This window comes from Actinopolymorpha sp. B11F2 (assembly GCF_040195635.1).
GTDB lineage: Bacteria > Actinomycetota > Actinomycetes > Propionibacteriales > Actinopolymorphaceae > Thermasporomyces.
On sequence record NZ_JBEFTX010000011.1, the window covers coordinates 246116 to 258649 of the forward strand.

Annotated in this window: 11 protein-coding genes and 1 tRNA gene; 10 read left to right on the forward strand and 2 right to left on the reverse strand. The window is 69.0% G+C overall.

Annotated features, from left to right (window positions below; all coding sequences use genetic code 11):
- Positions 1-105: 105 nt before the first annotated feature.
- Complete coding sequence (locus ABN034_RS20865) at positions 106-1434, reverse strand: amidase (RefSeq protein ID WP_349692661.1); 1329 nt, start codon at positions 1432-1434, stop codon at positions 106-108.
- 186 nt (positions 1435-1620) lie between these two features.
- Between ABN034_RS20865 and ABN034_RS20870 the strand changes: the two genes are divergently transcribed.
- From ABN034_RS20870 to ABN034_RS20890, 5 genes are all read left to right on the forward strand, one after another.
- Positions 1621-2316: a GntR family transcriptional regulator gene (locus ABN034_RS20870; RefSeq protein ID WP_349692662.1), complete on the forward strand. Its 696-nt coding sequence runs from the start codon at positions 1621-1623 to the stop codon at positions 2314-2316.
- Positions 2317-2534: 218 nt separating this feature from the next.
- Entirely contained in the window at positions 2535-3167 is a 633-nt protein-coding gene (locus ABN034_RS20875; RefSeq protein WP_349692663.1) for a class I SAM-dependent methyltransferase, read from the forward strand.
- A gap of 316 nt (positions 3168-3483) precedes the next feature.
- Complete coding sequence (locus ABN034_RS20880) at positions 3484-4725, forward strand: MFS transporter (RefSeq protein ID WP_349692664.1); 1242 nt, start codon at positions 3484-3486, stop codon at positions 4723-4725.
- A 27-nt stretch (positions 4726-4752) separates the two neighbouring features.
- A complete protein-coding gene (locus tag ABN034_RS20885) occupies positions 4753-5223 on the forward strand; it encodes an SRPBCC domain-containing protein (RefSeq protein ID WP_349692665.1) in 471 nt (156 codons plus the stop codon).
- On the forward strand, positions 5223-5537 hold the full coding sequence (locus ABN034_RS20890) for an ArsR/SmtB family transcription factor (RefSeq protein WP_349692666.1): 315 nt from the start codon (positions 5223-5225) through the stop codon (positions 5535-5537). The genes ABN034_RS20885 and ABN034_RS20890 overlap by 1 nt, the downstream gene beginning before the upstream one ends.
- A 96-nt stretch (positions 5538-5633) precedes the next feature.
- Here the strand turns inward: ABN034_RS20890 and ABN034_RS20895 are convergent.
- A tRNA-Leu gene (locus ABN034_RS20895) sits at positions 5634-5720 on the reverse strand.
- 539 nt (positions 5721-6259) lie between these two features.
- On the opposite strand from ABN034_RS20895, the gene ABN034_RS20900 reads away from it, so the two are divergent.
- The 5 genes from ABN034_RS20900 to ABN034_RS20920 all read left to right on the forward strand — a co-directional run bounded on the left by ABN034_RS20900 (position 6260) and on the right by ABN034_RS20920 (position 12358).
- The gene (locus ABN034_RS20900) at positions 6260-7336 is read left to right on the forward strand and encodes an FHA domain-containing protein (protein ID WP_349692667.1); all 1077 of its coding nucleotides are present in this window, start codon (positions 6260-6262) and stop codon (positions 7334-7336) included.
- Complete coding sequence (locus tag ABN034_RS20905; protein WP_349692668.1) at positions 7336-7809, forward strand: FHA domain-containing protein FhaB/FipA; 474 nt, start codon at positions 7336-7338, stop codon at positions 7807-7809. Before ABN034_RS20900 ends, ABN034_RS20905 begins: the two co-directional genes overlap by 1 nt.
- 46 nt (positions 7810-7855) lie before the next feature.
- Positions 7856-9385, forward strand: a complete 1530-nt coding sequence (locus ABN034_RS20910; protein WP_349692669.1) for a protein phosphatase 2C domain-containing protein — start codon at positions 7856-7858, stop codon at positions 9383-9385.
- Complete coding sequence (locus ABN034_RS20915; protein WP_349692670.1) at positions 9382-10803, forward strand: FtsW/RodA/SpoVE family cell cycle protein; 1422 nt, start codon at positions 9382-9384, stop codon at positions 10801-10803. The genes ABN034_RS20910 and ABN034_RS20915 overlap by 4 nt, the downstream gene beginning before the upstream one ends.
- A gap of 97 nt (positions 10804-10900) precedes the next feature.
- Positions 10901-12358 carry a peptidoglycan D,D-transpeptidase FtsI family protein gene (locus tag ABN034_RS20920; RefSeq protein WP_349692671.1) on the forward strand — a complete coding sequence of 486 codons (1458 nt, stop codon included), beginning with the start codon at positions 10901-10903 and terminating at the stop codon, positions 12356-12358.
- Positions 12359-12534: the final 176 nt, after the last annotated feature.

Below are 12534 nucleotides of genomic sequence, written 5' to 3' on the forward strand. Positions count from 1 at the left end.
CGGACGCGTTGGAGGATCTCGCCAGTTCCTCCTGCAGCAAACGTTCACGCCAGCGCTCCCTCCGGTTCGAGCGGGACTTGGACACCCCGCGCCGACGCACCCGCCTCAGGCCGACGTGGCCAGCGCGCCTTCCAGCTCCACCGCCCAGTTCAACAGGTCCTCGTCGGCGTTCGGGCGCGCGGCGAACTGCACACCGAGCGGAAGGCCGTTGGCGGCCGCGCCGGCGGGCACCCCGACCACCGGCAGGCGGGCCTGGGTCCAGGGCAGGTTCATCAGCGGGCTGCCGGTGGTGTGGAGCCCTTCGGGTGCGGGACCTGTCGCGGCGGGGGCGATCCACCCGTCGATCCCCTCGGCATCCATCTGCGCGACCAGTGCCGCTGCGTACTCCTTGCGTTCGGTCAGGGCCCGTTCGTACGCCTGCACCGAAATCCGCCGGCCCTCACGGATCGCGGTGGCCGACTGCTCGCGGTAGCGGTCTTCGTACGTCCGGAACCACGTCTCGTGGGTCCACGCGAGTTCCACCAGGTTGATCAGATCGTTGCGCTGGATGACGTCGCCGAGGTCGGTGAGCGTGGAGATCCGGCGTACGGCGAAGCCAGCGTCCTCCAGGTGCCCAACCTGGTCGGCGAACGCCTGCCGCGCCTCGGCAGTCGCCTGGTCGAGATAGGGCCCCTCCGGTACGCCGAGCACGGGCCGCCGCATCGGCCCCGCCTCCATCCGCGCCCGCCAGCCGTCGCAGACGACGGCCGCCGCGGTCGTGGCCGTCGCCACGTCGTGGCTGAGGAGACCGACCGTGTCGAACGACGGCGCGTTCGCGATCACGCCTGCCGTCGGGATGCGGCCGTAGGTGGGCTTGAATCCGACGACTCCGCAGAACGCCGCGGGCCGGATCACCGATCCCACCGTCTGCGTACCGATCGCGAGTGCCACCAGCCCCGCCGCCACCGCGGCGGCCGAACCGCTGCTCGACCCGCCCGGAGTGTGCCTCAGGTCGTGCGGGTTGCGGGTCGGGCCTGGCGCCATGAACGCGAACTCCGCCGTCACCGTCTTGCCCATCACCAGCGCGCCGGCGTCGCGCAGGCGCGCCACAGCGGGCGCGTCGACCGCGTCGGACGCGGCGAGCACCTCGATCGGGAGCCGTGCACCGGCACCCGTCGGCAGGCCGTCGACGTGGACGACGTCCTTCACACCCAGAGGTACGCCGAACAGCGGCGGGCGCTCGCGCGGATCCGGCCAACGACGTACCATCTCGCTGGCCTCCGTGCGCACCCGCTGCCGGCGGTCGGGTTCGGCGACGAACGCCTGGAGATCCGCGTCGACGGACTCGATCCGCGTGCAGATCTCGTCGGCCAAGCTCACCAGGTCGAGGTCACCGCGTCGTACGGCTGCCCACTCGGCCAGCAACGTGCGCGCGTCTACCGTTGTCCCACGCATGCCGTCCACCGTGCCACACCATGCGCCGCCCAGTCGTCATGATCATGGAACCGCGCACCAGCCGCGACCGTCCGTGCGGCACGGCGTCACCACCCACCCCGAAACTGACGGGCAGATGTCGGAGCGTCTCTATAGGATGTTCGGCGGTCTTACCACGTGGTATGACCCGAGCGTGGGGAGACGTGGGTGGCGAGTGCGCAAGGCATGGTGAAGGCTTCACTGGCGGACCGTCGTCTTCCGCAACGCCGCATTCTCACCGACGACGTCTACGAAACCGTCAAGGCGTTGGTGATGGACCACGCCCTCGCCCCCGGGGCGCATCTCAACATCGACGCACTCGCCCGCGACCTCGAGGTCTCGCAGACCCCCGTCCGGGAAGCACTGGCGCGGCTCGAGTCCGACGGCCTCACCGTCAAGCAGCCCTTGCGCGGCTACACCGTGGCGCCCCTGCTCGACAAGGACCAGTTCGAGCACCTCTTCGGGCTCCGCTTCCTCCTCGAACCCTGGGCTGCCAGTCAGGCCGCGAAACACGCGACCCCAGCCGACCACGCCGCCCTGGAGGCGACGTTCGCCCTGGTGACCGACGTGCCGGCCGAAGGAAGCTACGACGCCTACCGCGCCCTCACCGCCCATGACGAACGGTTCCACGCGCTGATCCACGAACTCTCGGGCAACACCCTGCTCGCCCCGACGTTCCAGCGACTGCACCCGCATCTGCACATCTTCCGGCTCTACTACGGCAAGGGCATCGGCGCGCAGGCGGTCGACGAGCACCGGTACATCCTCGAGGCGATCCAGCGGGGCAGTGCCAAGGCTGCCGAGGCGGCCATGCGCGCCCACCTCACCGGATCCCGCGACCGGCTGCGGCCCGTCTTCGACTGAACGACCACAACCACGGGCACCACGGCGACCGCGTTCCCAGCCGGGCCGGGTCGGCCCCGACAAGCGGCGCGCAGGTCCCGTCCTTTCCGAAATACGTAGAACTGCCGAAAAGCCCTTATCATCCGTCCCGTCGGCATCCTCCTGATTCGCCCGAGGTGCCAGAACGCCTTACAGCGATGCGGATTCCGGTCACCCAGGTAGGTGTGCAACATTGCGGGGTGCCTTTCGTCCACAACGACTACTACCAACGACTTCTGATCCGTCAGCTGCCCGCTGGTGGTCGTACGGCACTCGACGTCGGCTGCGGCACGGGCAGGTTCGCGCGGCGGTTGGCCCGGCGCGGCTACGACGTCGACGCGATCGACCAGTCGGCGGAGACGCTTGCGACCGCACGCGCCCTGACGGCGCAGATCTGGGCGGCCGGCACGATCCACTGGCAGCAGGCCGACATCACGACGGTCGACCTGCCGGACAAGCACTACGACTTCATCAGCTGCCTGGCGAGCATCCACCACGTTCCGTTCGAGACCGTCGGCAGGTTGCGGGACGCGCTCACCCATGACGGCGTCCTCGCGATTCTCGGCCTCTACAACGAGGAGACCGCGAGCGACTGGCTCCTCAGCCTCGCCGCCGTCCCGGTCAACGCGGCGGCGAGGCTGACGATGGCCATCTCCGACAAGCTGCAACCCACCTGGGAGAACCACGTCCAGCGGCAGGTCAGCGCCCCGACGATGCCGCCGAGCATGACTCTTGCGCAGATTCGTACCGCCGCCGCCGAGGAACTTCCCGGCTGTACGATCCACCGCCTGCTCTTCTGGCGCTACCTGCTCGTCTACCGCAAGACGACCTGACCGCGCCGCCTGCTCTGCCCAGGCGAACGCCGTCGCCAGGACCCTTCCACCCATAGGTTCGTACGAAGGGGAGTTGAGCCGTAGAACCAGCACGCTCGACCACACCCAAACCGCCGTCCTGAGCGTGAAACCGGCGTCTCGTTACCTCCGGTTCCGGCAACGCCGCGACGGATCTGTCGCCGTCGCCTTCCTGAGCTGATCTCCCACCGACCATCGCGAGAGGGCTGCGTCACGCAGAGGGCGCCTATCTGCAACCCGACGGTTGCGCTCTGCGGAATCTTGTGCAACCGTTTGATTGCACTCGATGGAGGTTCTCATGGACACGGTCACAAGGCCCAACGAAGGCGAAACCCGCTCGATCCTCGTGGTGCTCTTTCTCGGGGCGTTCGCGATGGGCAGCGCGGACATGCTCGTCGTGGGGATGCTCGACCTGATCTCGGCCGACCTGGCCGTCTCGGTCCCGCAGGCCGGCGCACTGGTGACCGCCTTCGCGCTGAGCATGGCGATCGGTGGGCCGGTGCTCGCGCTCCTGACGGCGCACCTGGACCGCAGGATCGTCCTGCTCGGTGCCGTGGCGGCTTTCGCGCTGCTCAACGTGGTCCCGGTGCTGGTGGCCGACTACACGTTCTTCCTCCTGGCGCGCGCCGGGGCCGGAGCGGTCGAAGGCCTGTTCATCGCGGCCGCGCTCACCGCGGTGGAGGGCATCGTGCCGAAGGACCGGTCCGGCCGCGCGATGGGACTGGTGATCACCGGATTCGCCACCTCGAGCGCACTCGGGCTGCCCCTCGGGACGCTGGCAGGACAGGTCCTCGGCTGGCGCGCGTCGTTCGCCGCCCTCGTGGGCATCGCGCTCGGGGTCCTCATCGCTGGCGTCCGGGTGCTCCCTTCGGTCCCGACGGCGCGCGCGAGCCGGACGGCCGGCGCTCAGCTCCGCCACGCGTTCGCACCGCGCGTGCTCGCCGCTTTGGCGCTGTGCTTCCTGGTCTTCGCGGGCGTCCAGTCGGCCCTCACCTACCTAGTGCCGTACCTTGGCGACGTCACCAGGATCTCGGGCACGACGGTGGTGGGCGTGCTGTTCGCCTTCGGCGTGGCGACCACCGTTGGATCCGCGGCTGGCGCCCGGTTCGCCGATGCCCACGCCGCGCGCGCCCTGGTGGGCGGGACTGTCGGCCTGACGGCCGTGCTCCTGACCATGTACCTCTTCGGCGGGCACGCGGTGGTGGCTGTCCTCACCATCGTCGGCATGGGCCTGTTCGCCATGGGGATGGCGCCGGCCCTTCAGAGCCGGGTGATGAGCCTCGCCGGACCCGGCGCGGCCCTCGCGGCCTCGCTGCCGGCGTCCGCCGCCAATGCCGGGGACTCCGTCGGCGCGCTCCTCGGGGGAGTCGCGATCAGCCATGCCGGTCTGGCCGCCGCTGTCCTCGCCGGGGCCGTTGTCACCGCCGTCGCCGTCGCCATCGCCATCGCCACCAGCCGCCTCCGCCCCACGGCACCCGCCGCCGAGGTCACCCCGACGACCGAGGTCACCCCGCCGACCGCTGAGCTGATCGGGGCCTGAGCGCCGATCGGGAAAGGAAGGAACGACATGACAGACAACCCGCAGACAGTCGCCGAGCACGACACGTTCACCGTGCGCCGCACGATCCACATCGCCGCCCCGGTGGAGAAGGTGTGGAGCGCCGTCACCGAGCCTGAGCACATCTCCCGCTGGTTCGGGCGCACGGTGCTCCAAGGGACGGGCGTCGGAGCCCCCGGCACCGTGGCCTGGCCGGACGAGTACGCCATCCCGATCCGCGTCGAGGCGGTCGACCGGCCGAGGATGATCTCCTACCGCTGGTGCAACGACGAGGCGGTCGAGTCCGTTCCGAGCGAGCTCGACGCCGCACACTCGACGGTGTTCACCTTCACTCTTGAGCCGTTGCGCGACGGCACCCAGCTCACGGTGGTCGAGACGGGATTCGAGACGACACTCGACCCGGCCCGGAACATCGAGAGCCACCGTCAGGGCTGGGACGAGCAGCTGGACCGGCTGGTCGCGATGCTGGAGGCACGGTGATGACGGAGATTCTGGTTCCTGTGTTCGCCGCGCTGGGTGACGAGACCCGCTGGAGCATCCTGACCGCACTGGGCGAGGCCCCGGCGTCCGCGTCGGCACTGGCCGCGAGGCTGCCCATCAGCCGCCAGGCGATCGCCAAGCACCTCGAGATCCTTCATCGGGTCGGGCTGGTCGAGCCGGTGCCGGTCGGTCGTGAGGTGCGGTACCAGGTGCTGGGCTTGGAACTCAGCGCCACCGCCCGACGGCTCGACGCCATCGGCACCGCTTGGGAGCAACGCCTCGCGGACATCAAGACGATCGCAGAGGGCCTGTGATGAGGCCGCGCTCAACGGCCCTCGAGTATGCCGGTCTCCCGCCGCGCTCCCGAAGTGGACGAGGCCCCGGATCCGAAGACCCAGGGCCAGTCACTGTGGTGCGCGAGGGGGGAGTTGAACCCCCACGCCCTTGCGGGCACAGGAACCTGAATCCTGCGCGTCTGCCTATTCCGCCACTCGCGCGTGAGACGTTGCGTCCGGGACGACCGGAAGCGCCTAGATGCTAACAGTCCCCGGCGTGGGGGCGTTCCCAGGCGGGGTGCGTGACACGCGGAGGCTTCCGTACCCGGCCGGCGGCGGCACTCGACCGGCAGCACCGGCCTCTCATGGCGACTCTCGTCCCGGACGTCCGATACTCGACTCCTCGTATTTTGGGTGTCCGGTGCCACGGCACCGCAACCGACCGGCCACCCCGGACGTGATCATGCAGGACAGGCGGGCCACAGCGAGCAGGAGCCATTGGAGCCATTTTCATGATCACCATGACTGCGGCCGGACCCGACGGTCCAGCCAGGCGTGCCGCGCGCGCAATTCGCTCCCGGCGGCGCCAGCACGGCATGAGCTCGGCATGATCGGCCGTCAAGATCCGGACCGCGCCAGGACAACTCCAGGTCACGTCCTGGTCGCGCCACGGCAAGGGGTGGTAGGAGGCGGCCACTCCAGGGCTTGGCAGTTACGATCGACCGGAACATGGCACACCCTGCGCGGGAAGGGAGGTACCCGTGGGAGTCTTTCGTCGCTTTGAACGAGGTCTGGAGGGTCTCGTCACCGGGCCTTTTGCGCGCGTGTTCCGCTCGGCCGTCCAGCCGGTGGAGATCGCCTCGGCCCTCCAGCGCGAGCTCGACAACTCCGCACAGGTGGTGTCTCGCGACTCGAGTCTGGTGCCCAACGACTTCACCATCGAGTTGGCACCCAGCGACCACGAACGCCTCGGCCCTTACGCCCAGACGCTCAGCAGGGAACTCGCCGACGTTGTAAACCGGCACGCGCACGCACAGCACTACTCCTTTACCGGCCCGGTCACGGTGGGGTTCGAACGCCGTGACGACCTGTCCACGGGTCGCTTCCGCGTCCGGGGGAGCGCGGTCGCGGCGGTCATGCCGAGGGGTGGCCGTCCCGGCTATCCCGACGCGCGCCAGCCACACCAGGGCCCCGGCTACCCGCCAGGACCTGGTCCGGGTCCTTACCCTGGTCAGCAACCTGGCTACGGTCCGCCACCAGGAGGTCCGGCAGGCCCGGGCGGTCCCGGCGGTCCAGGACCTGGACCCGGCCAAGGTCGGGGACCCGGCCAGAACCCACAATCCTGGCCGCCACCCGGTCAAGGACCGGGTGGACCTGCCGGCCCGCCGCACGGCCCGGGCCAGGGCGGCGGCTACCCCGGCGGACCAGGACCGCATCCGCAGGGACCGGGCCAGGGACCGGGGCAGGGCTTTGGACAAGGCCCACTCCCGAGCCAGGGTTCGGGCGGTCCGGAAGCGGAGGCCGCACCCGCGGGTCCACAGGTGCCCTACCTCGAGGTCAACGGTCAGCGGCACCCGCTCGACCCACCGGGCGTGGTCCTCGGCCGCGGTACCGAGGCCGACCTGCGGATCACCGACCCCGGCGTCTCCCGCCGGCACGCCGAGATCCGGGTCGTCAAGGACGGTGCTTCCTACACCGTCACGGTCCATGACCTCGGCTCGACCAACGGCATCGTGGTCAACGGCCAACGCGTCGACTATGCCGCACTCCATGACGGCAGCCAGATTCTCCTGGGCAATACGCTGCTCGTCCTACGTCGCCCAGGTGGTGTGCGTTAGTGTCCGAGCTCACTCTCACGATCATCAAGCTGGGGTTCCTGGCGGTGCTCTGGCTCTTCGTGTTGTCGACGGTGTCGGTGATTCGTTCCGACCTTTTCGGCTCCCGAGTCAGCGGCACCAGCAGGAATCAGCGGCAGCCCAAGCCGGCCAAACCATCCCGGCCACCGCGGCGTAAGCGAGGTGAACCCTCGGTCGCCGTGGTGGTCCAGGGCACGAGCTCGGGCCTGCAGGTGCCGTTGGGTGATTCACCGCTCGCCATCGGCCGTGGATCGGAGTGTGAGATCCAGATCGAGGACGAGTACGTATCCACCAGGCATGCGGTCCTACGTCCCCAGGGGACGACGTGGTACGTCGAGGACCTCGGTTCCACCAACGGCACGTTCGTCGGTGAGTCCCGTATCCACGGCCCCACAGCGGTCGGGTCGGGGGTCCCGGTCCGGATCGGCAAGACGATCATCGAGCTGTACAAATAGGCGCGCAAACGATGACCTCCGAGGTTTCTGGCCAAGAGAAGGCAGGATGACGCTCGCCCTCCGATACGCCGCACACACCGACGTCGGCCTCGGTCCGAAGACACGGAACGAGGACTCCGGCTACGCCGGTCCACACCTGCTCGCCATCGCTGACGGCATGGGGGGCACGGTGGGTGGCGACGTCGCCAGCGCCATCACGATCACGACCGTGCGTGCCCTGGACAAGGCCGGCCACAACGAACCGTTGCGCGCACTCGGCCAGGCCGCGGTCGAGGCCAACTCCCGGATAGCCGCCCGGATCGACACCGACCCGCACCTCGAGGGGATGGGCACGACGCTCACCGCCATCCTCGTCCAGGACGGTCTCGCCAACGTCGCGCACATCGGAGACTCCCGGGCCTACCACTTCCGTGCCGGCCGGCTGCGGATGATCACCCGCGACCACACGTTCGTCCAGAGCCTGATCGACGAGGGCCGGATCACGCTCGAGGAGGCCGAGCACCACCCGCACCGGTCACTCATCATGCGCGCGCTCGAAGGCCGGCAGGACGCCCGCCCCGACCTCGACCGGCTCGAACTCGAGCCCGGCGACCGGCTGCTCGTGTGCAGCGACGGTCTCGACAACGCCGCGGTGAAGGACGACGCGATCGCGGACGTGCTGCGCCGGTCCGCCGGACCGCAGGAGGCCGCGGACGCCCTCATCGCCTTGGCCCTCGACCAGGGCAGCCCGGACAACGTGACCTGCGTCGTCGCCGACGTCGTCGATGTCAGTCAGGGCGCTGCAGACGCGCCGACCCTCATCGGCACCGCGGTGGCGGCACCGGCTGTGGTGGGCGCGGCCGCCGAACCCGACAACCAGGTCCTCGACGACTCCGCCTTCGAACACACGGCGGCCCTGCGTCCCGGCCCCATCGTCCATCCCGCTTCCCGGCAGGCGCATGGCCTCTCGGGCGACGGTCTTCCCCATGGCGAGTCGGACCTGGAGGAGGAGCTTCGCTACGCACCGCGGCCTCCGCGCCGATTCCGCTGGCTGAGCCGCATCGTCGTCGCGGTCGTCGTCCTCGGCCTCCTGGGCACGGGCGGACGATGGGCCTACGGATGGACGCAGGACCAGTACTACGTCGGCCCATTCCCCACCGACGCGCAGGCGAACACCAGCAACGCCCGGGTGGCGATCTTTCGCGGCATCTCCCAGCAGATCCCCGGCGTACCCCTCTCCCACGTCTACGAGATGCAGTCCTTCGCGCTGAGCAAGCTTCCGTCGTACCAACGCCAGCAGGTCGCCGACACGATCCCCGCCGACAGTCTCAGCCATGCGCGGGAGATCGTCGGCAAGCTGCGCAATCTCGCCCAGCAGTGCGCTCCCGCGCCGACCCAGAGCCCGACGCCCACCCCCTCCAAGACGCCCGACCCCAGTCCGACCGCAGGAAAGAAGCCGACAACGACGTCGAAGCCGACCAAGCCCGCGGAAGGGGCAGCCAGCCCGTCGACGACTCCCCGCGCAGGCGACGCCCGCGCGCCGCAGGAGTGCGATCCCGCGGACTCCACCCCCTCACCCACGTCTGGCTCGAAGTGAGCGAGACCCAGGCACCCGCCGTCGAGGTCCGCAAGCGCCGCACCGCGGAGCTTGTGCTGACGCTGCTCGCCCTGGCGGTCGCCGTCGGCGCCTACGCGGTCGTCGGCATCACACTGACCGGCGAACTCTCGTCCCAGGTCTTCTCCTACGGAGCAGGCCTCACCCTGCTGGTCGGGATCGCCCACGTCATCGTCCGGATCCGTACGCCCTATGCCGACCCGATCCTGCTGCCGTGCGTCGTGTTGCTCAACGGCATCGGACTCGCCCTGATCCATCGGCTCGACCTCACCAAGATCGAGAACGCCCGCCTCGACGGGGAGTCGCTGCCACGCGCCGACGCGCCTCTGCAGCTCACGTGGACCGCCGTCGGCGTCGCGGGGTTCATCCTCGTCCTGCTGCTCATCCGCGACCACCGGCGACTCCAGCGGGCCACCTACACCGCGTTGTTCGCCGGCGTGGGGCTGCTCCTGCTCCCGTTGGTCCCGGGCCTGGGGGTGCGCTTCCAGGGAGCGCAGATCTGGATCCGCTTCGCCGGGCTGTCGTTCCAGCCGGGCGAGATCGCCAAGGTCTGCCTGATCGTGTTCTTCGCCGGCTATCTCGTCGTGAAGAAGGACGCACTCGCCCTCGCCGGGCGCAGGTTCCTCGGCATCGACCTGCCACGTGGCCGCGACCTCGGGCCGATCCTGGCGGCGTGGATGATCAGCCTCGCCATCCTGGTGTTCCAGCGCGACCTCGGCACCGCCCTGCTGTTCTTCGGTGCGTTCGTCGTCTTGTTGTACGTCTCCACCGAACGCCCCGGCTGGGTGTTCCTCGGCGGGTCGTTGTTCGTCGGCGGCGCGTGGTTCGCCTACTTCGCCGCGACCACACTCAACATCTCTCAGTTCTCCCACATCGCCAACCGGGTCGACTCCTGGCTCGACCCGTTCGCGGACCGGGATGGTGCGTACCAGATCATCCAGTCGTTGTACGGACTCGCCTACGGCGGCATCCTCGGCCGAGGGCTCGGTGACGGCCATCCCACCCTCGTCCCGCTCGCCAAGAGCGACTTCATCATCGCCGTCATCGGTGAGGAACTCGGGCTCACCGGGCTGATGGCGGTCCTCGTCCTCTACGGCATCATCGTCGAACGCGGCCTGCGGACAGCCCTGCTGTGCCGGGACCAGTTCGGCAAGCTGCTCGCCACGGGATTCGCGGCCGTCTTCGCCCTGCAGGTCTTCGTCGTGATCGGCGGCGTGACCAAGCTGATCCCCCTGACCGGTCTGACGACGCCTTTCCTGTCCTACGGCGGTTCGTCCCTGGTGGCCAACTGGGCTCTCGTCGCCCTGATGCTGCGCATCAGCGACTACGCACGCCGCCCGCCCGCTCCGGTGGCGGTGCAGACCGATGATGCGATGACACAGGTGGTGAGTCGCCGGTGATGGAAGCGATGCCCCCAACGATCACGGCCGTGGAGACGGCGACGGTGGTGGCAGCGATGACCCCGAGGATCGCTGCCGCAGGGACGGTCGTGATCCGATGAATCGTCCGATCAGGCGGCTCGCCGTCGCGTTCATGGTGCTCTTCTTCGCCCTGCTCGCCAACGCCAACTACATCCAGGTGTTCCAGGCGCCGGACTACAACGACAACACCGACAACACCCGGGTGCTGCTCGACGAGTACGCCCGGCAGCGTGGACCGATCCTGGTCGGCCAGCCGCCGGACCAGATCGAGGTCGCGCGGTCCGTCGAGACCACCGACGACCTGGTCTACCTCCGGAAGTACGCCAAACCCGCGCTCTACGGCCACATCACCGGCTACTACTCCTACACGTTGGGCCCGAACGCGATCGAGTCGGCGTACAACTCGATCCTCGCTGGCACCGACGACGGGTTCTTCGTCCGGCGGGTCGTCGACCTGGTCACCAACCGCCAACCCAAGGGCGGCAGCGTCAAGCTCAGCATCGACCCCCGGGCGCAGCAGGCCGCATTCGACGGGCTCGAGGGCAAGACCGGCTCCGTCGTCGCGATCGAACCGGCGACCGGCAAGATCCTTGCCATGGTGAACCGGCCCGGCTACGACCCGAACCGGCTTTCCTCCCACGACGCCGGGAAGATCAGCGACGCGTGGGCCGAGCTCAACGACGACCAAACCGATCCGCTGGAGAACCGGGCCACCCAGCGGCGCTACCCGCCGGGTTCGACGTTCAAGCTGGTGACGTCCGCGGCGGCACTGTCCTCGGGTAGCTACACACCGGAGACCAATGTCCCGGCGCCGGCCGAACTCGACCTGCCGCAGACCACGAAGAACATGACCAACTGGCAGGACGGGTTGTGCGACTCGGGGGACGAGATCACCCTCCAGCGTGCGCTCGAGACCTCCTGCAACACCGCCTACGCCGACCTCGCGCTCAAGCTCGGCGACGAGGCGCTGCGGGAGCAGGCGGAGAAGTTCGGTTTCGGCGCCGCGCACCTTTCGGACCTGCGCGGGGTTTCCAGCGTGTTCCCCGAGGAGGTCGACAAGCCGCAGACAGCGTTGAGCGCGATCGGTCAGTACGACGTCGCGGCGACGCCGCTCCAGATGGCCATGGTCACTGCCGGCATCGCCAACGGCGGCACGGTGATGAAGCCGTACGTCGTCTCCGAGCTCACCGGTCCCGACCTGAACTCGCTCGATGAGACCGAACCGGAGGTCTTGTCAGAGGCGGTGTCACCGCAGGTCGCCGAGCAGCTCAAGCAGATGATGGTCGGCGTGGTCGAGAACGGCACCGGGTCGCCGGTGAAGATGGGTGTCCCCGTCGCCGGCAAGACAGGTACGGCGCAGACCACGCCGGACCGGCCGCCGTTCGCGTGGTTCGTTTCGTTCGCTCCCGCCGATAACCCATCGGTCGCCGTCGCCGTTGTCATCGAGAAGGCTGACGTCGGCCGCAGCGAGATCTCCGGCGGCAGGCTGGCAGCTCCCATCGCGAAGGACGTCATGGAAGCGGTGATCGAGTGAGCTCCGCGCAGTCCGCACAGAAGGGTGACGCATGACTGAGCCACGATTCCTCGGCGGTCGGTATGACCTTGGCGAGGTGCTCGGTCACGGGGGTATGGCCGAGGTGCGTATCGGTATTGATCGGCGTCTTGGTCGGACGGTTGCGGTGAAGACGTTGCGGGCTGATCTGGCTTCTG